16 protein-coding genes and 3 pseudogenes are annotated in these 23,247 nt (G+C 67.7%); 10 read left to right on the top strand and 9 right to left on the bottom strand.

Annotated elements, in window-relative coordinates; all coding sequences use genetic code 11:
* Nucleotides 1-30: 30 nt before the first annotated feature.
* The 5 genes from ACGFNI_RS33280 to ACGFNI_RS33260 all read left to right on the top strand — a co-directional run bounded on the left by ACGFNI_RS33280 (nt 31) and on the right by ACGFNI_RS33260 (nt 6,592).
* Nucleotides 31-1,098 (top strand): iron-siderophore ABC transporter substrate-binding protein, encoded by a 1,068-nt coding sequence (locus ACGFNI_RS33280; RefSeq protein ID WP_393689091.1) that lies wholly within the window; start codon nt 31-33, stop codon nt 1,096-1,098.
* On the top strand, nt 1,098-3,197 hold the full coding sequence (locus ACGFNI_RS33275; RefSeq protein ID WP_393689158.1) for an iron ABC transporter permease: 2,100 nt from the start codon (nt 1,098-1,100) through the stop codon (nt 3,195-3,197). The genes ACGFNI_RS33280 and ACGFNI_RS33275 overlap by 1 nt, the downstream gene beginning before the upstream one ends.
* Before the next feature lie 95 nt (nt 3,198-3,292).
* Nucleotides 3,293-4,363, top strand: coding sequence for a peptidase C39 family protein (locus ACGFNI_RS33270; RefSeq protein ID WP_393689089.1), 1,071 nt, complete (start codon nt 3,293-3,295; stop codon nt 4,361-4,363).
* Nucleotides 4,364-4,637: 274 nt separating this feature from the next.
* Complete coding sequence (locus ACGFNI_RS33265) at nt 4,638-5,870, top strand: GNAT family N-acetyltransferase (RefSeq protein ID WP_393689087.1); 1,233 nt, start codon at nt 4,638-4,640, stop codon at nt 5,868-5,870.
* Between the two features lie 8 nt (nt 5,871-5,878).
* Complete coding sequence (locus ACGFNI_RS33260; protein ID WP_393689085.1) at nt 5,879-6,592, top strand: hypothetical protein; 714 nt, start codon at nt 5,879-5,881, stop codon at nt 6,590-6,592.
* Nucleotides 6,593-6,644: 52 nt separating this feature from the next.
* Here ACGFNI_RS33260 and ACGFNI_RS33255 read toward each other — a convergent pair whose 3' ends face one another.
* Nucleotides 6,645-7,628, bottom strand: coding sequence for a phosphotransferase family protein (locus tag ACGFNI_RS33255; RefSeq protein WP_393689083.1), 984 nt, complete (start codon nt 7,626-7,628; stop codon nt 6,645-6,647).
* Nucleotides 7,629-7,752: 124 nt separating this feature from the next.
* Nucleotides 7,753-8,370 (bottom strand): TetR-like C-terminal domain-containing protein, encoded by a 618-nt coding sequence (locus ACGFNI_RS33250; RefSeq protein WP_393689081.1) that lies wholly within the window; start codon nt 8,368-8,370, stop codon nt 7,753-7,755.
* Between the two features lie 68 nt (nt 8,371-8,438).
* On the opposite strand from ACGFNI_RS33250, the gene ACGFNI_RS33245 reads away from it, so the two are divergent.
* Nucleotides 8,439-9,773 carry an alpha/beta hydrolase gene (locus ACGFNI_RS33245; protein WP_393689079.1) on the top strand — a complete coding sequence of 445 codons (1,335 nt, stop codon included), beginning with the start codon at nt 8,439-8,441 and terminating at the stop codon, nt 9,771-9,773.
* A 717-nt stretch (nt 9,774-10,490) separates the two neighbouring features.
* On the opposite strand, the gene ACGFNI_RS33240 is transcribed toward ACGFNI_RS33245, so the two are convergent.
* The 4 genes and pseudogenes from ACGFNI_RS33240 to ACGFNI_RS33225 form a co-directional block, all read right to left on the bottom strand.
* Nucleotides 10,491-11,129, bottom strand: coding sequence for a hypothetical protein (locus tag ACGFNI_RS33240; protein WP_393689078.1), 639 nt, complete (start codon nt 11,127-11,129; stop codon nt 10,491-10,493).
* Nucleotides 11,129-12,016, bottom strand: a complete 888-nt coding sequence (locus ACGFNI_RS33235) for a ParA family protein (RefSeq protein ID WP_393689076.1) — start codon at nt 12,014-12,016, stop codon at nt 11,129-11,131. The genes ACGFNI_RS33240 and ACGFNI_RS33235 overlap by 1 nt, the downstream gene beginning before the upstream one ends.
* Before the next feature lie 3,623 nt (nt 12,017-15,639).
* Nucleotides 15,640-15,868: pseudogene (locus ACGFNI_RS33230) on the bottom strand (hypothetical protein).
* Nucleotides 15,869-15,880: 12 nt separating this feature from the next.
* Complete coding sequence (locus ACGFNI_RS33225) at nt 15,881-16,012, bottom strand: LysM peptidoglycan-binding domain-containing protein (RefSeq protein ID WP_393689074.1); 132 nt, start codon at nt 16,010-16,012, stop codon at nt 15,881-15,883.
* Nucleotides 16,013-17,002: 990 nt separating this feature from the next.
* On the opposite strand from ACGFNI_RS33225, the pseudogene ACGFNI_RS33220 reads away from it, so the two are divergent.
* Nucleotides 17,003-17,503, top strand: a pseudogene (locus ACGFNI_RS33220) (DUF4158 domain-containing protein); the annotation flags it as partial.
* Nucleotides 17,504-17,642: 139 nt separating this feature from the next.
* Nucleotides 17,643-18,256, top strand: a pseudogene (locus ACGFNI_RS33215) (Tn3 family transposase); the annotation flags it as partial.
* A gap of 66 nt (nt 18,257-18,322) precedes the next feature.
* Here ACGFNI_RS33215 and ACGFNI_RS33210 read toward each other — a convergent pair.
* Entirely contained in the window at nt 18,323-18,874 is a 552-nt protein-coding gene (locus ACGFNI_RS33210) for a TetR/AcrR family transcriptional regulator (RefSeq protein WP_393689072.1), read from the bottom strand.
* Nucleotides 18,875-19,051: 177 nt separating this feature from the next.
* Here ACGFNI_RS33210 and ACGFNI_RS33205 point away from each other — a divergent pair, with 177 nt between their 5' ends.
* Complete coding sequence (locus ACGFNI_RS33205; protein WP_393689070.1) at nt 19,052-20,233, top strand: 4-hydroxybenzoate 3-monooxygenase; 1,182 nt, start codon at nt 19,052-19,054, stop codon at nt 20,231-20,233.
* A 161-nt stretch (nt 20,234-20,394) separates the two neighbouring features.
* Here ACGFNI_RS33205 and ACGFNI_RS33200 read toward each other — a convergent pair whose 3' ends face one another.
* Nucleotides 20,395-21,357, bottom strand: coding sequence for a tyrosine-type recombinase/integrase (locus tag ACGFNI_RS33200; RefSeq protein WP_393689068.1), 963 nt, complete (start codon nt 21,355-21,357; stop codon nt 20,395-20,397).
* A 205-nt stretch (nt 21,358-21,562) separates the two neighbouring features.
* Complete coding sequence (locus ACGFNI_RS33195; RefSeq protein WP_393689066.1) at nt 21,563-21,706, bottom strand: hypothetical protein; 144 nt, start codon at nt 21,704-21,706, stop codon at nt 21,563-21,565.
* Nucleotides 21,707-21,837: 131 nt separating this feature from the next.
* Between ACGFNI_RS33195 and ACGFNI_RS33190 the strand changes: the two genes are divergently transcribed.
* Entirely contained in the window at nt 21,838-23,241 is a 1,404-nt protein-coding gene (locus ACGFNI_RS33190) for a VanZ family protein (protein ID WP_393689064.1), read from the top strand.
* Nucleotides 23,242-23,247 lie beyond the last annotated feature (6 nt).

Here is a 23,247-nt window from a genome sequence, read left to right as displayed (position 1 = left end):
GTCGTGAGAAAGCAAGAAAGAGGACCCTCCATGAACCGTGCCCGTTGTCTGACGGCATCATCCTCCGCGGGACTCGTCCTCCTCGTCGCGACGGCCTGCGGCACGACCGACGTCGACAAGGCAGAGGCCGGAAGCACTACCAGCGCATCGCCCGCGTCGAAGGACTGCGCCAAGGACACCACGACCACCTCGACGAAGCCGGTCTCCTTCAAGGACGGCGTCGGCCGGCAGGTGAAGCTCGACAAGCCCGCCCGCCGGATCGCCGTTGTGGAGTGGCAGCAGGTCGAGGACGCGCTGACCCTGTGCGTGACCCCCACAGCCGTGGCCGACCCGAAGGGGTACCGCACCTGGGTCAGCGCGGAGAAGTTGCCCGGCGGGGTGACGGACATCGGCACCCGTGAGGAACCCGACCTCGACACCCTCTACGCGGCCAAGCCCGACCTCATCGTCGTCGAGGCGTTCAAGCCCGACGACGAGATGATCAAGAAGCTGGAGAAGAGGGGCGTCCCGGTCATGGCCACCCGGGGCGCGAACCCGGCCGACCCGATCGGGAACATGCGCGAGGTGTTCAGCATGATCGGTAAGGCGACGGGACGCACCGAGCGGTCCGACCAGGTGCTGGGCGAGTTCGACCAGCACCTCGCGACGGCGAAGAGGCAGGTCACCGAAGCCGATCTGCCCACAAAGGACTTCCTGTTCTTCGACGGCTGGCTCCAGAGCGGCAACCTCACCGTCCGCCCCTACGGCAAGGGCGCGCTGTTCACCGAGATAGGCGAGGAACTCGGCATGAGACCCGCGTGGACCGACAAGGTCAACAAGGCCCACGGGGACGGTGGCGTCGATCCCGCCTACGGCCTCGCGCAGACCGACGCCGAGGGGCTCACCGCGGTGGGCGACGCCAACCTCTTCTACGCCAACGACTCGGGCGCGGGCGGGTACGTCGCGGCGCTGAAGAAGAACCCGATCTGGAAGACCCTTCCGGCTGTGAAGGAAGGCCGCGCGCACTCCTTCCCGGCGCGGGTGTGGGGCGCCGGCGGCCCGCGCTCCTGTGAGCAGGCGATCGACGCATACGTCGACGTACTCGAGAAGAAGAAGTGATCACTGCCCGCACAGCGGCTCCCAGCGGGATGTCGCTGCCACGCGAGAAGCCCGGCGGCGGCCCCGCCGGGGTGGCCGTTCTGGTGCTCCTCCTCCTCATGACCGCCCTGGTGGGCGTGTGGCACCTGACGCAGGGAACCTCGAGCGTCAGCGTCGGTGACCTCGTGCGCCACCTCGCGGGGGAACGCGACACCACCGGTGGAGCGCCGGTCGGTGAGATCCTCACCGGCTCGCGTGTGCCGCGTCTGCTCGCGGGCGTGGCGGTGGGCTTCGCCCTCGGCTGCGCCGGCACGCTGCTCCAGTCCGTCACGCACAACACGCTCGCCTCCCCCGACACCCTCGCGGTCACGGCCGGGGCCTACTTCACGCTCACGCTCGTCGCGGCGTTCGGAATCGCCGTCCCGCTGTGGGCCTCTGGCGCCGTCGCCTTCGCCGGTGGCCTGGTCGCGGCGGCACTCGTGCTGCTCCTCGCGGGCCGGGCCGCGGGCACCGCCGGCACCCGTCTCATCCTCGCCGGGTCGGCTACGGCGATGGCCCTGGACGCAGGGACCGGAATGCTCCTCATCCTGTTCGGCAAGAACACGACCGGCCTCTTCGCCTGGGGCAGTGGTTCGCTCGCGCAGCTGAACATCGACGCGTCGGTACGCGCCCTGCCCCTCCTGGGCGTGGTGCTGTGCGTCGCCCTGGCGCTGTCCCGGCGGCTGGACGTGATGAACCTCGGTGACGACACCGCGTCCACCCTCGGTGTGCCGATCCGCAGCACCCGCGTGACCGCCGTGTTCTGCGCGGTCGTCCTGACCAGCACAGCGGTGACGCTCGCGGGCCCGATCTCCTTCGTCGGCCTTGGCGCACCCGTCCTGGCCCGCCTGATCGCGGTCCGGGTCGGGGCCCTGCGCCGGCACCTCTTCCTGGTGCCCGCGACCGGGCTGCTCGGCGCGTTGCTCATCCTGCTCGCGGACGCCTCACTGCGCGCCTTGCAGGGCGCGGACGAAGCCGCCTCCATTCCCACCGGCGTGCCGACCGCGCTGCTCGGCTCCGTCGTGATCGTGGTCCTCGCCCTCCGGCTCCGTGACACCGGCCGGCTTCGGGAACCCCCGCACGCACGGATCGCCGCACGGTCGCGCCGCGCGTTCATCCTCGTGGTGTGTGGGGCGGTGGTGCTCCTGGCCGGCGCGGTCCTCGTGGCGGTCCTGGCGGGCAGCCTCTGGCTGCGCACGGGCGACCTCGTGCTCTGGGCCCAGGACGGCGCCCCCGGCCTGGTCGGCCAAGCGCTCGACGACCGGGTGCCGCGGGTGATCGCGGCGGTCCTGGCCGGTGCGGCGCTCGGACTGGCCGGATGCGTCGTGCAGAGCGCGGTGCGCAACCCGCTCGCGGAGCCGGGGGTGCTCGGCATCACGGCGGGCGCCGGACTGGGGGCCGCGAGTGTCGTCACGTCAGGAGTGCCCGGCGGACGGCCCGTGCTCATCGCCGTCGCGGTCGCGGCGGGGCTCGCCACGTTCGCGGTGATCGCCCTGCTGTCCTGGCGGGGCGGATTCCTGCCCGACCGGTTCGTCCTGATCGGCATCGGCTGCGGGTACGGCCTCAGCGCCGTCACCACCTTCCTCCTGCTGCGTGCCGACCCGTACAACACGCCACGGATCTTCACCTGGCTCTCCGGTACGACCTACGGCCGCGCGCTGCCCGACGTCGTACCGGTCGCGGTGGCCCTGGCGCTCGCGCTTCCCGCGCTGCTCGCCATGCGCGGTCGGCTCGACCTGCTCGCCGTGGACGAGGACACCCCGCGCATCGTCGGAGTCAAGGTGGAACGCACCCGCTTCACCGCACTGGCGATCGCCGCGGTGCTCGCGGCGCTCAGCGTGATCGCGGTCGGCGTCGTCGGCTTCGTGGGACTCGTCGCCCCCCACCTGGCACGGTCACTGGTGGGGGCCCGGCACGGGCGATCGATCCCGGTCGCGATGCTGCTCGGCGGGGTGCTGGTGTGCGCGGCCGACGTACTCGGCCGCACGCTCGTCGCACCGGCCCAGATACCGGTGGGCCTCATGATCGCCCTGGTCGGAGCCCCGTACTTCGTCTGGATTCTCCGGAAGTCCCGCGCATGACACCGGAGGAGCCCGCCCCACCAGCCCCGGTCAGACCACCGACCCGGCCGCGAAGAACCTCCCCCGCTTCCGTTCGACCCGCCAGGAGCACCGGAATGTCGTCCCCGCACAATACGCCCGTACAGAGTGTCGTCGTCCCGTTCAGGCCCGGTACCTCACCGGAACTGGAGCGGCGGCTCGGACACCACGAGGTGCCCAGGCGCTGGCGCGCGGTGGACCGCTCCGCTCATGCTCCTCACATCGTGGCCGTACCGGGTGACGACGAAGGGAACTGGGCCGCTGCCGCGCTCGTGACGGCGCGCCCGGACACGACGTATCTGAAGATCGTCGATGCCGTGGGCGATATTCCGGCGGTCGTCGCGGCCGTCGTCGCCCACGCACGCGACCGGGGACTGGCACAGGTCAAGTGGGAGGGCTGGACGGCGAGTCCCGAGGACGCGGCCGCCGCCGGTTTCACCGCGTTGCGTCCCTCGCTCGCGCCGCCGCGGGACGCGGGCGGTCCGACCACCGGTTACGTGCGCTGGCTGAGCGGGGAGACGCCGGCCGAGCCCCCGTACTACGGGCAGACCACGCACTTCACGTGCGGTGCCGTCACCGCTCTGGTCGCGCAGGCGCACGCGGGAGTGCTGCCGCGGGAGTCGTTGGACCGTCAGGCGGAACTGAGACTGTGGCGCGAGGCCACCAACTTCCCCGCATGCGAACCGGTCGGGCTGGGCGTAGCCGTCCGCCGGACATGGCCGTCGTCCCCCGTCACGGTCCACCTCGACGCGGACGGGCCCGTCCTGCTCGACCACTGTCAGGGGGACGAGCACGAGTGGCGGGCCCTGCTCCAGCGCGTCTCCCGTACGGACGCCGGACAGGTGGGCGTCCCGATTGACGCGGGGCGCCTCTCCATGACCTCGCTCCGGCGCGCGATCGACGGGGGACAGCACGCGCTGCTCCTGCTCTCGCTCGCCGGGATGCAAGGGTTCGACGTGCCGCACTGGGTGCTCTGCCACGGCGCCGTACCCGACGCCATCGTGATCGAGGACCCATGGGCCAACGCGGCGACCGGGGACACCTGGGTCGACGCCCATCTGCTGCCCGTCCCGGACGCGTCGCTCGACGCGATGTCGATCGTCTCGGCAGACCGCTTCCGCGGTGCCGTGATCATCGGTCGCCCGTAGCCGAGCGGCCTGTGGCCTTGTGCTGAGGGCCGCCTCCGTGGGGTGAGGCGATCACGCTGGCAGCGGCCCTGAACTCCTGTCCGTGGCCCAGGAAGTGAAGAGCCGTCCAAGGGCCTGTCGTTCGGATCCTGTCGGGCTCGCGGGGCCTGGCACCGCTGCCGGCTCGGCCGCGAGCCGGGCGCAAGCCGCTTGCTACGGGCACGGGGCAACGTTGCATTGTGGGTCCAGGAACCACGAGTTGTGGTTCCGGTGTTTCGAGGAGGCAGTTGCGGCAATGGAGATTCGTTCCACGACGGGTGAGGACCTTGACGTCTTCGTCACCACAGTCCATGCCGCGTTCGGGCTCTTCCCGGAAACCCCTGTCGAGGGTGGCGGGCTCTGGTGGTCGGCGCTCGAATCGGACCGCTGCCTGCTCGCCCTGGCGGCGGACGGGCGGCCCGTGGGCACCGCCGCCGCGTACTCCTTCGAGCTCACCCTGCCCGGTGACACCCTCGTCCCGGCCGCCGGGGTGACATCCGTCGGCGTTCTGCCCTCGCACCGGCGTCAAGGTGTGCTCAGCGAGATAATGCGGCATCAGCTCGCCGAGTTGCGGGCCCGCGGGGAGTTCCTCTCCGTGCTGCTGGCTTCCGAGGCCCCGATCTACGGCAGGTTCGGCTACGGACCGGCGACCTTTACGACGCAGCTGACGGTGCCACGCCACAAGGCCGCCCTCGCCGTTCCCCGGGCGCGCGAAGCGGCCGACGCGCCGGCGACCGGCCCGGCCAACGGCTCGGTCGAGGTGCTGCGTCGTGCCGAGTGCGGCGAGATCCTGGAAGCGGTCTACGACCGGTACCGCCGCGCCCAGCCCGGCGCTCTGTCCCGGCCGCACCGCTGGTGGGCCTTGCGAGCGGGGCAGGCCCCGATCTCGTCGGCGCCGCGCTATGTTGCCGTTCACCGGGACGCCGACGGCGTCCCGGACGGGTATGCCAGCTACGCGGTCGGCGAGCCCCAGACCTTGACGGTCGACGAGATCATCACCACCGACGACGCCATCTTCACAGCCCTGGCCCGGTTCGTGCTTGAACACGACCTGGTCACTCAGGTCGTGTTCAAGCACGTCCCGCCTGAGCACCCGCTGCGCTGGCAGTTCGCGGACTTCCGCGCCGGCGAGGTGAGCGGCGGCACCGACTGGCTCTGGGTACGGCTCCTGGACGTCCCGCGTGCGCTGACGGCGCGCGGCTGGTTCGTGGACGGCGAACTCGTCCTCGACGTCGAGGATCCGTTCCTCGGCGAGCACGGCCGCTACCTGCTGACAGTCCGGGACGGCAAGGCCGATTGCGTCCCGACGCGTCGGGAGCCCGACCTGTCCCTGGACGTGAGCGACCTGGGCTCGGTCTACCTCGGCGGAACCGCACCGAGCACGCTCGTACGCGCCGGACATGCCCGGGCCCACCGCCCGGGAGCGGCGGCCCTCGCCGACGCGCTCTTCCGCGGCGAGCGCTCCCCTCACTGCCTGCACTGGTTCTGACCGAGCACTTGCCGACCGCGGCCTCCAGCGGCCTGCTGTGCCCGGCGCACATCCGCCGGCAAGCCCCGTCAGGAGACGATGGTGAGGCGACGGCGCAGCAGCGCGCGGCATTCGCGTTCGGTCATTCCGCCCCGCCCCCGCCCCGCGCCGCCACCGGCGCAGCCATCGCGGCGCCCGCACTTACCAGGTCCGCTTCGGCAGCTCGCTCCGCCGTCGGCAGCGGTACGCCAGGCGGCCCCGGCTTCAAGGCCATCAACGCCGCCAAGCGAGCCGACACGGCCATCAGTGTCTCGGGCATCGCGCGGCAGGCCGGAGTGGACCGCGCTTTCCTCTACCGCCACAAGGACCTGCTCGCCCAGGTCCACGCCGCCGGCGCTGAACCGCCCGGCGACAACACCGGCGCCTCCGTCAGCCGGGCCTCGCACCAGACAGACCTGGCGAATGCCCTGGACCGCGGCAACCGGCTCGCCGCCCGTGTCAGGCACCTGGAGACCAAGCTCTCCGAACTCCTTGGCGAGCAGGCATGGCGGCAGTCCGGGCTCGGGGCTCCCGACGGCATCGAAGAACTCGAGAGCCGGATCACAGCACTGAAACAACAGGTAACCGACCTGACCGGCCAGCTTGAGGAACGCGACGAGGAACTGCAGGCCGCGCGAGCGGCCAACCGCCAGCTGACCAGCCGACTCAACACCGCACGACCGCAGAAACGTGACTGCCCATGAGGCCAACACCGGCAGCACAGAAATCCCGCCGGACGACGCTGACCGCAAGTCTTCAGCCGTACTGGCTGAAGAGCGCTTGGAGATACTCCTCCAACCGCTGGGTGAGAACGGCCGATGTCAGATCTTCCCTGCCGAGTTCCCGCCAGGGCTCGCCGACCTTCTCCGCGTCCGGCGCAAAAGCCAGCGCGTCCAGCACACGCCAGTACAGATGGCTAGCCGGGGCGTCGCTGAGCGTTCCACCGGCCGCGATGTAGTGATCTGCCAGTCGCATGCCAGCGCCCACTCCGTGCAGCAGAGCAAGCGCGGTGGAGCAGTGAGCCACGTCCAGGTCAGCGGGGCCCCAGGACGTTTCCACCCAGTCCACGACGCCCGTGATCGCCAGGCCGGCTCCTTCTCCCGTGAAGAGCACGTTCCCGGGGTGGCAGTCACGGTGCAGGAAACAAGGCCGGAAGGCCGGGGGCGGGCAGCGGATCACCTCTACAGCCCGCTGCCACACGTCCGGCTGCTTCGAGTGCTCGGGAAGCCGGACCCGCTCCAGACTGGTCCAAGCTTCATAGGTGCGAGGCCGGGCGCCTTCAGGAACGCGCAACCTGTGTATCGCCACCATCTGACGTGCAAGGAGTTCTGTCTGTCGCTCGATGTCCTTCCCGTCCAGCCTGAGGCTCCCTGGTAGCAACGACATCAGCAGCGACGGATGGTCACAGTGCTCGGCTGCAGCATCAACACGATGAAGGCGGGCGGCCGGCACATCCGTCTCCGCGAGCAGACGAAGAATGTCCGCTTCACGCGTGAGCAGCCCTAGCGAGGCCTTCACGAAGAACCGCTTGACGAACGACCGAAGCACGAGAGAGTACGGCTCCCCCTCCCCCGCAACATCGAGGCGGCGCATCTGTGACGTCCAGCCCCCGCGCAGCCTTGTCGCCGCACAGAGCCGGTCCCCGGGGCGAAGACTCCGCTCCACCCACGCCCGGGTGTTGGACCAGCCGAGGTCATCGATACCTGCGTCAACAACCGCCGTGCTCTCGCTCTCAGCCATGACAACAGCCTAATGATCACGAAGCAGCGACTAGCGGCGAACCTTCAACAGGAGCCGCTTGGACCAAACGAGGCAGCTCGGAGGCGATAGCCATCAGCTGAACGGAGGCTGATCTCGGTCTGTGTCAGGGGGCGGGTTCGTCTTGCCGAAGGCTGCGGAACGCTGCGGGCGTCGTCCAGCCGCGCAGTGTGGCGTGGATCGTCGATCGGAATGCGGCCTGTGCTGTGGGCGTGTCGAGGGCACCGGCGAGTTCGAGTGTCACAAGCCCGTGCAGGGTGACCCAGAGTGAGAGGGCGATCGATGTTGCCTGGCCGTCGAGGACGGGCTCTGCCACGGCGCGGTCGATTGCCGCGATGAGCGGCCGGATGGGGTCACTGGTACCGACCGTCCCCGATGGCTTGAAGGACTGCACTCCGCCGAACAGCACCGAGTACAGGTGGCTGTGTTCGAGTCCCCATCGTCGGTATGCGGTGGCCAGGGCGTAGATGTCGGTGAGGGGGTCCTGGGAGGTCGGTACTGCTGTCAGGGCCTGGAACAGGCTGGTGACGGCTCTGTCGCGTACCGCTCCGATCAGTCCGTCCTTGCCTCCGAGCAGGGAGTACACGGCCGCTGTTGACGTCCCTGCGGCTGTGGCCACGGCGCGGACTGTGACCGACTCCTGCGGGCGGGTGGCGAGCAGTTCGGTCGTGCACTCCACGAGTCGCTCTTTGACGGTCGCGTCGTTTGTTCTCGGCCTTCCCATGACGAGGAAGTCTACCCTCTTTGATAACGTCGTTTTGAAACAGCGTTTCGAAACTTCGGAGGTCAGCCTTGCCCCCGTTCGCCATACGCCTTGTCCGCTTCACCGGACGCCCACTGCTGGCCCTGGCCGCCATTGCTACGCTGGTCATCGTCTTCCTCGCCCTGATCGTCCTCACGGACGGCGCAGGCTCGGGGACCGGCGCATGGCTGACGGCCCTTGGAGCCGGGACTGCCGCCGCACTGTGGCGGGGTCGCCGCCGTACCCGGGCGGCGCGGCTCGTGCCGTTCCTGCCGGTGGTTGTCGCGGCAGCGTTGACGGCGTCGGTCTGCGTCCCGACCGTGCCCACGGCCCGGCGATACCCGCCCGCCCTGCCCTTCGTGGCCACGCAGCACTGGAGCCTGGCCACAGGCAGCCGGGTCGCGGTGTACCACTACCCGCCCGCGAACCCCGGCACCCGGCATCCCATCCCGTTCGTGTACCTCAACGGCGGACCGGTCCGCGGCGTCTCGCTGCTCGACCACCGGTTCCTGCGACTCCTGGCGCGCCAGGGCTATGACGTCTACGCCTACGAGCAAGCAGGCGGCGGACGAAGTGACTTGCTTCCCATGGACCAGTACACGATCTCCAGATCAGTCCATGACCTCGCCGCCTTCATCGACCACCTGGACAAGGGCCGAGTCGACATACTCGGCTTCTCGTCAGGCGCGGTCGTGCTCACGCAAGCCCTGGCTGACCCGGGCATCGCCGCACACCTGCACCGGGCGGTCATCGCCGAACCCGGCCCGATGGACGGCCCCACCGCGCACATCACCGGGCACAAGGGCCGACCATCCGCGCGCGGCCTCGCGCCGGCCATGACCGGACCACGATCGACGCGCATCCCCCGGTACGCCACCGCGTTCGGCCTCATGCGACTCGGACTCCTCACCCCCGACACCGGGCTGACCGGACAGGCCGAAGGCGACAACGCGTTCACCGCCGCCGACCTCGGCAGCGACACCGCATCCGCCTACTGTGCGCGCGACGCGCACCGCATCCCGACCGAGGACACCGCACAGAACTTCTCCTTCAGCCCCGCCGCCAGCCTCCGCGTCCAGCAGACGATCAAGGACTCACCCTCCATCGCCCCGCAACTGAGGCGCTCCCAGACCCCGGCGATGCTGATGATCGCCGAGTGCTCCTCCCAGGTCCGTCAATGGGCGACCGCCATCCTCGCCAATGATCCCGCCATCCAGCGCACGCAGTACATGCCCGGAGTCGGCCACCACATGTGGAACGGTCTGGACGACAACAACGACCGAGCCGCCGCCGTCATCACCGCGTTCCTGCAGGACAAGCCCGCACCCGTGCCGAACTGCCCGACCCGCGACGAGATCCCCGCCTTCCTGCGCGACCACAAGTGAAGACCCCGCAGCCGTCTCCGGTATCGGCGGAAAGCCTCCCCCGGGCGTTGCCGAGGCAGTTCGGGCGCGGGGTTGCCGCGCACACAACGCCTGGGCGCTCATCGTGTCGTCGCGGTGCTCATTGCCCGTGCCCGGATGGTCGAGGTGACGGCTGATCCGCACCGCGGTGCAGGCACATCTGATCTGGCATGGCGTAGATCTTCCGGTCGCTGAGCTGCAACTGTTCTGGACTTGGCAACCTGGCGTCCGGTCATCGGCGGCCTGGGAGGAAGAGGCTGTCTGACGCGGAGCCGTCGCCAAGGGGTGGAACGGCAGTTCCCGACGGTGTGGCCCGCACGACGATCTGAACGTCCGTCGGCAGAAAGTCTCAATCGACGCCGGCCGGGGCTGCGGAAGCGGCAGACGCGGGGCAATCGGCCAATTCCTGGCGGCCAGCGGGCTGCACAGCGGCTCGTAGACCTCCTGGATTCGCCCTGGAAGCGCTGTGTGGCTTTCTGACGGCCTTTCCCGTTCCGCTCGGCCCGATAACTCCAGGGCCGCCCTGATAGGCCCGTGACGGAATTTCCGCAGGTCAGAGCCATGATCGATTCGGGCAAATAGGTTAAATACCCCGACGTCTGCGCTGACTCCGGATGCCTATGCCACTGTCTGACTGGGCACTGGGGGAACAGAGTGGGCCCTCCGCGGATCGCGTTCGGGCCCACTGACGATGCTCCGTCAGTCCTTCTTGCAGGGCTTCTCGGGGAGGCAGTAATTCAGCGCAACCGCGATGTACACGGACACGCTCGGCAGACCTGACATCTCCACGACCTGCTTCATCACCGACAGGTCCTCAGGCCGCGGGGACCACTGCCGCTGCTCCGGTCCCGTGCCCTTCGGAGGGCCGGCAACGCCCTGCGGAGCGAACAGGGAGGTCTGCACCTTCGGCCCCTGCACGGAGTGCTTGACCATCTCCTCCAGCACGCCGACGCTCTTGTCGACCATCAGCATCACGACCTCAGTGACCGTCAGGTTCGTGTCCTTGCGGTACTTCTCAAGGCGTCGGGCCACGCCGTAGGAGACACGGAACCCGACACCTTTCCGCTGAGGCTCGCGCCCGTCTGCCGTGATCGTCTGCTCGGTCTGATAGCTCGGCACAGGCTGGGCAGGTGCTGCGGCAACGGGGGCCGGCACAGCCGCAGGGGCGGGAGCGGGCACCGTGGTGGCGGGCACCGGTGCCTGGCTGCCCCAGGCACCGAAGACCCCTCCCCCGCCACTGGAGCCGGATCCGGAGAAGGCATCCTCGAGCGACTCGTCGCCCTGCTCCTCGTCGCCCTGCTCCTCGACGATCTGCTCGTTGTCCTTGCTCTTCGCCATCAGACAGTGCTCCTCAGCATCTGCGCACGTTCCAGTACTTCAACAGTCAGGTCATCGTGGTCCTCAGCCAGGGCCTCCGCCGCTTCGGGGATGGTCTTGTCCCCCCGCAGCCGCCGCTGGTTGAGCTCAAACACCGGGCAGCCGTACTGATCTTCACGCGCCAGCTTGGCCGTCGTCTCCGACTGACCGATGACGGTGGAGAAGGTATGCGCGACCTTCCCGAGGATCTTCTGAGATCGCTTCGCGACGTCCTTGTGGACGTTCGTAGCGTTTCGCTGGGAAGCGAAGTGCACGACGCCGAGCAAGGTCAGCAGCTCATTGATCTGAGTCTTCACCATCCCGAATGACTGCGCGAAGTCCCGCAGGCCGTCTTCGAGTGATGCTGCGTCGCTCTTGACCGGCGTGATGACCCACCGCGCGGCGGCCAGGCACATGATGAGCAGGTTCGGGTTCTCCGGCGGACTGTCAATGAAGATGGCGTCGTACTTGGGCAGCAGCGGCTGCAGGCACTGAGCCAGACGCAAGAACGCGGCGAGCGGTCCCTGGCTCGTGGCGAGCGTGAGAAAGATGTCGTTGAGTTCGCGGACGTGGGTTCCGCCTGGCACGACGTCCAGGTTCTCACGGACACCAACGACGGGAACCAGTGCGGATCCCCTCCGCATCGACTCCGCGAAGGCCGCGCCCTTGTCCTGGATTCCGTAACCCAGTTCACGGCGCAAGTTGCCCTGGCCGTTGACGTCGATCGCGAGTGTCCGCAGTCCCTCTCGGGCCGTCTTCGCCGCCATGTTGCCGGTCAGCGTGGTCTTGCCGACACCGCCCTTGCCATTGCCCAGCATGAAGACGTTGCCGAAAAGCCCGTGGTCAATGCCCATGCCGGCTGCGGACATTGCGAAGGGCCCTGGGGGGGCTGGAGAGCTCATGCGTACCTCGGCGACGTTGGGCCCCAATCGTGTCTCAGGGCCGTGGACAACAGCGGTCCACATTGTGCCATGCGATCACTGAGGCGTCTGTAGCCACACTCCAGGAGGCCTGTGTGCCACGAGGAGTGAGGCCGGGTCAGTCGATGAACCTGGAAACGGACGGGCAGTCAAAACATGCGCCCGAAGTGCTAAGTCGCACGCATCGGAGCATGCCGAAAGAGCAGCAAAAGTGCGAGTAAGTCAGCGTGCAAACTCAACTGGAAACCAGCTTTGCCTCGCACGTGAAGGCGAACCTGGGATCGAAACCGATAGCCCGCTTTGAGAAACACATGAATGATCGCGAGGTCAATAGACCTGCACCCTGCCTGTCATCAACTCTGAAGACAAGCGCCTAAGGCAAGAAGCTGAAACGCTGTCCATACAATACCGTGCACAGATGCGCCGCCCTCCTGTTGCTAACCACTATCTCCATCTGGACTTTCAGCTACACCAAGAACTTGATGCGTTGAATGCATGCAAGGCAGCAGGACAACGAATAGATTGACTCACCGCCAACGCCCTGAAATAACTTCAATGAAGTCATATCAGCGCGCGATCCATCGCGCGCGCCATGAAGTGAACTCCCAACATTGCACCTGACGCTACTTTCGCGTTGCCAAGAAAGCTGACTCATCAACATGTCAACTGCATAGAAAGCAAGTCACCACAAAATCTCCCCACCAGGGTTCTGAGCTGACTTTGCAAGAAGCCTCTCCTGCGGTTGATCACCAAGCTCCATTCATCGCTAGCATCGGCACACATCTGCTCGCTCGCCTACGCGGCTGCATGCTGACACGCATGAAGGCAACTAGACATGCTCGCAGCGTCTCCCGAGAAGGAGCTACTGAGGCATTCAGCATCCATACTTGGATACTCTTTGCTGTCCGAGATTGCCAGGTGTGGAGTTTGCCGAGCAGTCGCACCACACCTCCACGATCATGCATGGACGCTGATTCTGAACCTTGCCGACGAATCAGATGTTGAGCTTGCGTCGGCGGTTGCATGAACCCTGACTTATCAGGTATCACCTGAGCGTTCAAACATGTTGCCACGCGGGAAGACACTCACGCGTGCCGCATTGTTTGATGTCAAACTTGCCTACGCGTTTGATGCGCTGTTTGAGAGCATGTTTGAAGGCTTGTTTGATATTTGCGAGAGTCCCCAAGGGACACCAGGCGAAGGGGGGAGAGGCTGGTCATCGTCAACCGCTAGACCTCCCGCACTGGACGGCATCGACGTGTGGGTGGCGGCAGGAAGAGAGGCAGAGCGCCGGGCCGAAGGAGCGTCCCGGCTACGGGGAGCGCGCTCCGACTGAGTACTGGACGGCGGGGCCGGCATGTCAGCAGAAGCGACACTTGACCGTGGTCCAGTGAACGGCAGCACTGGCTTGGCAAGCCATCTTCGAGCTCGCACCAGGGGCCAGGCAAAGATGGACGTGAGTGCAGGCACAGCAGGGCTGAGGTAGCTGATAGCCACTGGTGATGGCTAGCAGATCCGTCACCTCGCCGTTCAAAGTGCTCCGCCACCGGGTCCGCGCTCACCTGCAACTGGCTTGCCGTCGAGGTCGCACAGCTGGTGGAGATCGGGCTCCTCAGTAACATCACTGCGCCCAGCGACATGCAAATGCTCACGAACTCTCTGACGGCCGCCCTGCGCCCTTGCGTGCGGGCAACAGGCTCCAACCGCCATTCCTCTCGTGCGCCTAAGGGATAGTTGTCCCTCACGCTGGGAGTCAGCCAGCAGACCAGAGTCAGGGAGAGAGCGGCACCTCCCGACCTTCGAGACAGGGATTCTCGCGATGCTCCTCCGCAGCCCCCTGATGCATGCGACCTCTGAGAATGACTGCGTGACTGGCGTGCGCAGGCCGGCGGTACCGCACTGTTTTGCATCACGCGAGGAAGCTCCCTACTCCGGATCCGCTCTGTATGACGGGTGCCTTGCCCTCGATGAATGACCTGAGTGATGTCGATAAGCCCGTCGCGGGAATGGGATATGCCAGCTCCGTAGTGGGGTAGCCGTGCCCTTCCTCCTCGAGGAGGAAGCCAAGTCAGGCCGGGGGAGTCGCTGGCGCCCGGCTGCATCCCGTTCACTGAAGTGCGGGCTGAAGTGCGGGCTGAGATGCCACTCGACGCTATCTGGCGATCCAGTAGGTAGCCCTGACAGCTCTCCTCCTGGCCAGTCGGCTGGCGTTCACTTTTCCGGTGGTCAACCCTTCCATGACCGCCCTGAATGGCATGGCAATCCATTTCGCGGAAGCATTCCCCCGTACCGTTCCGCGCATCATGATGGGGGACGTGGCCCTGTGAGTCCGCGTCTCCCGGGTGGCGACGCTCATGCGACAACCGCGCGTGGACGGCCCACTATCGGCCGTGGATTCGGTGATGGTGCCAGCGCCGGATGAGCCGCCCCGAATACCCCAGTGCCTGCTGTGCACATCTTGGAAGACCGGAGCCGGGGTGGCGTCGTCGCGCGTGCTGTCGCTCGTCAGCCACCTGGATTTGGGAGTTCGGTGATCACGGATAGCGGCTGGCTCAGCGTCGCCCGATTCGGGTCTCGTGCCTTGTGGTGCTTTCGGTCTACGCGGCCGTTGGGGATGCGCCTTCAGTGACGGCTGGCCGCGCTTCCCGGCGGCCTCGTTGGAGTAGGTCAGCAAGAGCTCTTCTCCGGCTGGCGGCCAGCACGCGCCACCGAATCAACCAAATCGCTCAAATCACACAAAAGCGACCGACAGAAAGGCCCCTCTCGCGGCCTCCCAGGCGAGTGCCGGTGTGATGGGGCATCCGGCACTCCAGAAGGCTCTGAGGGTGGATTCTGCGGCCTTCGGGGTGCGGGGGGGGGGAGGTTACTCCAGCGCCTCGAGGGGGGTGTCAGCGAGCTGTGATCCGACCGCCCGGCCACACGACCTCCCCCAGTCGCAGTTCTCCGATCGCGGCCTCGCTGTGCCCCTTCCGGCCGGGGCCTCGCGAATCGCTTGGAGATTCCGGACTCCTGAGGATCCATCTGGAATGCGGCGCAGGGATGTGCGCCCGTGGCGCCGACCGACGGTGTGGGCGTGGTGCTCGGCAGCGCGTCCAGGTCGCCCTCCTCTGTAAACCGGCTTCCCGTCCTCCCGTGCCATGGTGATGGCGAAGCACTCGCCGCCATGTATCGCGCAACAACCGCAGCGGGAACTGGAGTGCTTCGGTTCATCCAGGCCGGCAGGGAGGGGCAGTGAGACCTCGGCAGTTGCCCATGGCTGCTCTGGCAAAGCCGCACACAGCGGTAAGGGCAGCCAGGGAGGGGAGCGGCCAGCGGGTGCTTTCGAGTGCGTCGAGGCGCCGCTCGTCCCGCTTTTGCCGTTCGGTCTCCCCTCGCTCGATGGCGTCGAGACGGGCGTCGTGGTCGTCGACGCGGCGCCCTTGCTCGGCGAGGTGCTGCTCGGTCTGGTCGTGCCGCTGGACCAGGAGCGCAAGGGCGCCATCTATCCGGGCGTGCCCGACCTCGTTCGTTCGCCGGATGCGTTCGAGTTCTGGCGCGGCGGCGGCCGGATCGCTCGGCGGGGGGGCTGGTCGTCACTGGGCCCTACTGCCCCCGGCATCCGGTGCGGTACGCAGCCACTCGGACAAGAGAGCCTGCACGCCTGGCAGAGCCATGACGTGAGAGAGGCCACCGGCAACGGCCAGCGACCCACGGCAGTGAGGCCGGGATGCCGGAGGCGTCGACGATGGCGGGCAGCATGACGGTCAGGGCGACGGCGGTCTGCACGATAGTGCAGACCGTGCGACGAGCGGCGTCGGACATGGGGAAGCCTCCTTACTTCACGATCTTGATGGTCTGGCCGGCGCTGATCCGGTTCGGGTTCTTGATGCCGTTCGCGCCGGCGAGCTTGGTGACGGTTGTGCCGTTGCGGACCGCGATGCCGGAGAGGGTGTCGCCGGATCGCACCGTGTACGTGAGGGTCGGCTTGGGGGAACGGCGGCTCGGCGCGGCGCCGCCAGCCGCCCACTTGCGCAGCGCGGCCCGGTCGGGGAAGTTCCCGACGTTGGTGTCGAGGGGCCGGTCGGTGTGCTGGTGGAACGTCCACGTGGCTGTGATGCGCGGGGCGCCGGGGGTGACGTAGTCCGCGATCCACAGGACGTTGCCGGTGCTGTCTCTGTGGAGCCAGTAGTACTGGTTGCAGTACAGGTCGACGCGGCGTTAATCATGGTTGTCGCTTTTGGGTCATTCGTAAGGCTTCTGGTCGGAGTCTCAACTCCCCTGGAACAACCGGTCTCTCAGTACTGGCCAGGTAGGTCTAAAGATGGGCTATCGGCGCAGGATGGCGTGAACCTGCTACAACCTGTTATTCCGTACGCCGTCGCGGTGTTCACGGTTGATACGTTCTGGCCCGTCGTCGACCGCTACGGCTGCCTTACACAGCTCAAGCTGTAGAGCGGCGACACGGTGACCGGGCGAGGTGAACAACCCGGTCGCTTGCCCTGGGGGAGGGCACCGCCTTGTCCGGGCCGGCGCATGCGACCGGTCCCTCCTCCCTCTGCCGAATTCAGGAGGAGTGATTCACATGGCGATACGGACGGTGCAGAAGGTGGCCCACGTGGTGGCCGTTTCAGGTATGGCGCTGGCATCGATAGCGATAACGACTGGGGCGCATGCGACGGACACAACGTCTCAGGCGGCACTCAGCACTCGGGCCGCGTGCTGCCCCGGCGACGGGCACCTTTCGCGCAACCACACCTGTACCTCGCTGAGCAGCGGCGCACTGTCCCACCAGAAGTACACCCATGACAGAGCGTCCACCTGGTACCTGGGGGTTGAGGAACATCGGAACGAAAACTGGCGCTAAGCCCTCCGCACACCTGAGAGCGCTTTGACCTGGTCTTCTATGGGGGCGGAACCTTCGACAGTCGTGTTGATCATTGACTGTGGAGGTCCGGGGTGCCGGTCGAGTTTCTGACGGATGCACAAGCCGCTGCGTACGCGGCGTTTGACGGGGCGCCGTCCCGTACGGAGTTGGAGCGGTTCTTCTTCCTGGACGACACAGACCGGGAGTTGGTGGAGGCGAAGCGGCGGTCCCACAACCGGCTGGGCTTCGCCGTCCAGTTGACGACCGCGCGGTATCTCGGGGTGTTCCTGGACGACCCGACCGACGTGCCGGCCGAAGTCGTCGACTACCTCGCCGAGCAGCTGGGCATCGGGGACTCCTCGGTGCTGAAGGCGTACGGCGCGCAGCGGTGGAAGACCCGGTTCGAGCACGTGTGGGAGCTGCGCGAACTGCTGGAGTACACGGAGTTCGCCGAGGCGGAAGCCGAGTTGCGGGTGTGGGTGGACGCGCGGGCGTGGACGACCGGGGAGGGCCCGAAGGCTTTGTTCGACGCGGCGGGGGGGCTGCGTGAGCGGCGGGTGCTGCTGCCCGGCGTGACGACGCTCGCCCGGCTGGTGGCCTCGGTGCGGGAGGCGGCGAACCAGCGGCTGTGGGACAGCCTCTACGGGCTGCTGAGCACGGGCCAGCGGGCGGTGCTCGACTCCCTGCTGACCGTGCCGCCCGGTGCGCGGGTGTCGGAGCTGGACCGGCTGCGGCGCCTTCCAGGACGCGGCCCGCGGCCGTGTCGACCTCGCCCGGATCGAGCGCCAGTGGGAGGACATCCTGCGGATCATCGGCTCCATCCACACTGGCGCGGTCCGCGCGTACGACGTCATCCGGATGCTGTCGCGGGACGGGCGCCCGACCCCGCTGGGCGACGTGATCGCCCACTACGGGCGGATCGCCAAGTCCCTGCACATGGCGGATCGCCAAGTCCCTGCACATCCTGCGCCTGGCCGACGAGCCCGGCTACCGCCGCCAGATCAAGGCGCAGGCCAACCTCCAGGAGGGCCGCCACGCGCTCGCCCGGAAGATCTTCCACGGCCGCTCGGGGCAGCTCTACCAGCGCTACCAGGACGGAATGGAGGACCAGCTCGGCGCGCTCGGCCTGGTCCTCAACGCCGTCGTCCTTCAACACCCGCTACATGGATGCCGCGGTGAACCAGCTGCGCGCGGACGGCTTCGACGTCCGCGACGAGGATGTCGCCCGCCTCTCCCCGTTCGTGCGGCAGCACATCAACATGCTTGGGCGGTATTCGTTCCAGCTTCCCGAGTTGCCCGGCGGCCTGCGGCCCCTGCGCGACAAGAACGCCACCGACGAGGTGTGACGGCCGCGCCGACGGCACGTCCTTCGGGCCGAGTTCGTCATCCAGACGGGCGGGAGGTACCGGGCGTCAGCGCGGTACGCCGAGGCCGTCGAGGACGATGCCCACAGCCCGGTCGAGGGCTTCGCCTTCGCTGAGGTCCGTGGCGTATGCGAGGGCGCGCAGGAGGAGGGAGACGTCGTCGTAGGTGACTTCGGGGCGGGCGGCGCCGGCGGCTTGGGCGCGGTGGAGCGCGTCGTCGACCGCTGTCCGGAAGGCGTCGACCGCCTCGGCGACCGGCCCGGACAGGCCCTCTCCGTCGTCGTGGGATGGCAACAGGTCCAGCAGGGTCATTTTCACCGGCCCGGCTGCTGCGAGGGTCCTCATCAGGGAGGCGAAGGCTTTGCCTGAATCCTGGCTGCCGGTGAGCTGCAACGCCTCGGCGGTCAGCTTCTCCAGATAGCGCACTGCGGTGGCCTCAATCAGATCCTGCTTGGTGGCGAAGTTCCGGAAGACGGTAGCGATGCTGACCCCGGCCAGTTGGGCGACTTCGTCGGTGGAGGCGGCAGCCCCCTTCTCGGCGAACACATGTTCGGCGGCCAGCAGGACCTTCTCCCTGTTGGCGGCTCCGTCGCGGCGCATACCGGACCCCTTTTGTAAACGTAGTGACTACTACGTATGATGCGTAGTGAAGACTTCGCTTAAGGGTATGTCGCTGCTGCCCCGTGCGCCAAACGCCCGGAGCGTGCCGTCACCGCAGCGCGGCAGCGAGCGCAAGAGGCGGCTTGCCCAGAACCACAGCGCTAAGGAGCACCATCCATGTCCGTGATGGACGAAAACACCACTGTTGTGATCGTCGGCTCGGGTGTCGCCGGCCTCACTCTCGGCAACTTCCTCCTGCGCAGCGGGATCGACTGCGTCGTACTGGAGCGGCAAGGCCGCGAGTACGTCGAGCAGCGCCAGCGTGCAGGGGTCATCGACTCCCGGGCGGCGCGCATGTTCCGTGAGTGGGGTCTGGCGGACCGGGTTGTCGGCGGCGTTCCCTTCGAGCCGGTGCTGAACTTCCGCATTGACGGGGAGACCCGGCCCTTCAAGTACGTGACCGACGACCTCGGTGATGGGCGCTTCTGCCCCCAGCAGGTGCTCGTGCGCAACCTCATCGACGTGTTCGTCGGCGACGGCGGCGACCTCCGCTTCGAAGCCGAGGACGTGCAACTGGAGGACATCACCGGCCCCCGACCGCGCGTGCGCTACCGCGACACCACGGGCATGACACGCACCATCACCTGCGACTTCATCGCTGGCTGCGACGGAGACCACGGCGTCAGCCGGGCGAGTATCCCCGAAGGGGAGCTGACGCGCCACTCCCACGAGTACGGGTACGCCTGGCTGACCGTGCTGGCCGAGGCCCCCGCCAACCACCAATCCATGATGGCGATCCATGACCGGGGATTCGCCGGCCAGTTCGCCCGCGGCCCGCAGGCGAGCCGCTTCTACCTCCAGTGCCCCCTGGACACCTCCGTCGAGGAGTGGACGGACGACCGCATCTGGGAAGAGATCGAGGCGCGCTTCGGTGAACCGGTCGCTGTGAAGGGACGGATCTCCAGCAAGACGCTGGTGCCCCTGCGCAGTGTCGTCCACGACCCGATGAGCCACGGCCGCCTGTACCTGCTCGGCGATGCCGCGCATATCGTGCCGCCCATGAGCGCTAAGGGCATGAATCTGGCGCTGCATGACGCCGACGTGTTCGCCGCGGCCGTATTGAAGCAGGTCAAGGAGCAGGACAGGAGCCTGCTGGAGGCGTACTCCGCCACTTGCTTGAAGCACGTGTGGAACTACCAGGCGTTCGCCGTGTGGTTCACCGACCTCATGCACGACGGGGGAGACGTCTCCTACCACGGTGAGTTCCGGCGCCGCCTGGCGCGCGCCGAGTTCGAGCGCCTCTACGACTCGCAGACCGCCAACCGGCTCTTCGGCGAGTTCCTCACCGGCCTGAACTGAGACCGCCGTCCTCGGTCGAGGGCAGGAACCTGTGGATCTGAGCAGTTGGAGCCTTCAGCCCCTGCCATCAGGGCCCGCGGGGGCGAGGGCCGAACTAGCCTCCCGCCCCCGCGGGCCCTGCTCTCTCGAACACTGCGCCGTGACGGCGCAGCGCCGCAGGTTCAACCACGGCTGCCGCCCGGGGCGAGCAGGCTGGTCAGTTCTGCGATCGCCTCCGGGGAGGGCTTGAAGTAGCGGCGGACGTTCTCCGGCTTCTTGTGCCGGGACTTCGCCATCAGCATCAGCAGGGAGGCGCCCTGCTCACCGAGGTGGGTCAGAGCAGAATGGCGGTACTCGTGCAGGTCCCAGCCGGTTCCCGGCCCGCGCACAGCGGTGTGCTCGTCCAGTAGGGCGCGGGCCTGGCCGTAAGAGAGGCGGGCCAGCCCGGTGTCCGGGCACACGTCACGCGCGCCGACGACCTTCCCCGGGCCGGGGCGGCGGTGGGTGACGAACACCGGCCCTCGGGTACGGCCGCGCAGGAGCCGGGCGGTGCCAGCGTCCCAGTAGACGGTCTCCAGTACAAAGTCCTCGCGCGCCTGGCCCCGACGCCGGACCTTGCTCCGGGCGCCCTTGGCCTTCACTGGACAGCGGCGCGCGGCGAGGTCCAGGTCCTCAACGTTCACGCCGAGGATCTCCTCCGCGCGGGCGGCGGTCTCGTACAGCATCCGCCACAGCGTCTTCTCCCGCAGATGGACCTCGCGCCGGGCCATGAACCGGTCCACGGCCATCTTCGAGCGGGCCGGGGTCTCGGAGTCGGGCACCGCCAGCCGCTTCGTCCAGGCCGGGACCGCCGGGCCGTCGTAACCGTACTCCGCGCACCAGCCCAGCCAGGACAGCACCGCCGCCCGGCGGGCGTTCCAGGTGTTGACCGCCGCAGTGCCCCACAGTAGCTCCAGGGCCTCGCCGATCTCGTCGTCCGCGACCGACCCCAGCAGGCGGGATTCCCCGATCCGCTCGGCGGTCTTGCCGACCCCGGTCGAATAACTGCGGACCGTGTTCGGGTTGCAAAGCGAGTCGAGGAAGGCGTCGGCCGCCGCGCGGACGGTCAACGCCTTCCCGACCGGCAGTTGCACGACGATGGGCACCACTTCTCCCTTGCCACGGATAACAGGGCCGCTTCATGTGCGGCCCGGAAAACGTCACCGCAGGTGACGAACCAAGATCCCGCAGATAATAGGGCGTTGTCTGCGGGACGAGTTCAGAGGGTTCCAGTAGCGGACGCTCCGTCAGCCGCTCACCAGGGCCGACGAAGGCTTAGCGCCAGTTTTCGTTCCGATGTTCCTCAACCCCCTACCTGAAGACCGGCGGATCGAAGATCTCCGGCAAGCTGAGTTCCACCAAGTCCGGTACGAACCACTGGGGTTCGAGTTTCTCCCAGTCCAGCGGTACGACGAAGCGGTCCAACCGGTCCGGCGTGACGTACCGCTCCAGCACCGTGGGTCTGCTGTCCGTCAGCGGCCAGCAGACGTACCAGACGCCGCTCGCCAGCTGATCACCGCCGCTCCTGGTCCGCTCGTACGCGCGGGCGGACCAGGAGCGCCCTCTCCAGGATTGGTTCTCCGCCCGTGTTCACTGCCGTTTTCCAGGGCAAGGCAAGCTTCATCGTCTTCGCCTCGGCCGCTGTCCTCATCCTTGCCGCCGTGGGGTACGTCCTCGGCCGACGCTACGTCGGGCGGCCGTGGGCCGTCACCGCGTTCGCGGGAGCCGTCACCGCCGAACTCGCCCTGACTCTCTTCCTGCCCAGCGGCGGACCGGCCGGGTCCGGCGGCACGGGCGTGTGCGTCATCAACCGGAACTTCGCCGAGCCCTTCGGCACCGAACAGGGCCTCTTAAACGTGCTGCTGTTCCTGCCCATCGGCTTCTTCGGAGTGATGGCCTTCCGCACCCTGCTCCCGGTTCTGGCGGGAAGCGTCCTGCTGACCATCGCCACCGAACTCCTGCAGACGCTCGTCCCCGGTATCAGCCGCGGATGCGACAGCAGCGACGTCGAGATGAACACCCTCGGCGGCGTGGCGGGCGCTCTGATCGCCTGGGCGATCCTGCACTTCGCCCGCCGCCGCATGAACGCGGTGAAGGCTCACGCGGGACGGACCGCGGTCGGGGCCGGCATCGGCCTGGGATGCGCCGCCGTGGTCTGGCTGGCGTGGGTCACGCCCACCGCTGTCGACGCCACCAGCCTGCAGTTCACCGGAAGCCGGGAAAAGGCGGCAGCAGCCAAGGCCATCCGCCAGGCATTCGGTGACCACTACTCGATCGCCAACGTTCAGCTGCAGAGCGGGACACAGGACGTCCCCGACAGCCTGCTCATCGCCCTCGACCACGGCTCCGCCCAGCTGTCCTGGCCCGACGCCACCCAGCTCAACGCCACCTTCGAAGACTCCAGCGTCACCACCCAGGACAGCTTCCCCCTCCCCGGCACGCACAAGAAGCCGGCCAACGACCACGACGCCCTCACCCTCGCCCGCCGCTACGCCCAGCAGCACTACCCCAGCGAGCTGCGCGACGCCGAACCTCAGGTCACGGCGGTGGGGGAGAAGACCGAACTCGGCTGGATCGTCAGCTGGCGCCGCCGGAGCGCGGCCGGGGTGCTCATGCCGATGCGCCTGGACGTCCAGGTCAACACGGCCGGTCGTATCTCCCAGATACTCGTCAACACGACCCCGGACCCCACCTCCCTGCCCGAGGCCACCGTAGGCAAGAAGGCTGCCCAGAAGACGGCACTCGAGCACGTGGAGCGACTGAAGGGCGCCAGCGGCATCCATGCCGCCGACAGCGAGCTCCTCGCCGTCCAACGTGACGGCCGCTGGCGGTCCCAGTGGATCACCACATTCGCCGCCGACGACCCGGCCCTGCAGTTCGAATCCGTCTACGTCGACGCCACCACCGGCAAGGCCGTCCAGCGAGCAAACCAGGCACAGGAGATCGAACCGCCCTCCGGCGAAGGCGAGACCGTCACGGAGACCAACTAGGACTTG

It is taken from the genome of Streptomyces sp. NPDC048644 (assembly GCF_043199105.1).
GTDB lineage: Bacteria > Actinomycetota > Actinomycetes > Streptomycetales > Streptomycetaceae > Streptomyces.
Note: the sequence above shows the minus strand (reverse complement) of the source record. Positions and strands in the feature narration are given on the sequence as shown.

Coding starts and splice junctions, on each gene's coding strand:
- ACGFNI_RS33280 (WP_393689091.1), top strand. CDS start 31: ATGAACCGTGCCCGTTGTCTGACGGCATCATCCTCCGCGGGACTCGTC.
- ACGFNI_RS33270 (WP_393689089.1), top strand. CDS start 3,293: ATGTCGTCCCCGCACAATACGCCCGTACAGAGTGTCGTCGTCCCGTTC.
- ACGFNI_RS33265 (WP_393689087.1), top strand. CDS start 4,638: ATGGAGATTCGTTCCACGACGGGTGAGGACCTTGACGTCTTCGTCACC.
- ACGFNI_RS33255 (WP_393689083.1), bottom strand. CDS start 7,628: ATGGCTGAGAGCGAGAGCACGGCGGTTGTTGACGCAGGTATCGATGAC.
- ACGFNI_RS33250 (WP_393689081.1), bottom strand. CDS start 8,370: ATGGGAAGGCCGAGAACAAACGACGCGACCGTCAAAGAGCGACTCGTG.
- ACGFNI_RS33240 (WP_393689078.1), bottom strand. CDS start 11,129: ATGGCGAAGAGCAAGGACAACGAGCAGATCGTCGAGGAGCAGGGCGAC.
- ACGFNI_RS33235 (WP_393689076.1), bottom strand. CDS start 12,016: ATGTCCGCAGCCGGCATGGGCATTGACCACGGGCTTTTCGGCAACGTC.
- ACGFNI_RS33210 (WP_393689072.1), bottom strand. CDS start 18,874: ATGCGCCGCGACGGAGCCGCCAACAGGGAGAAGGTCCTGCTGGCCGCC.
- ACGFNI_RS33205 (WP_393689070.1), top strand. CDS start 19,052: ATGTCCGTGATGGACGAAAACACCACTGTTGTGATCGTCGGCTCGGGT.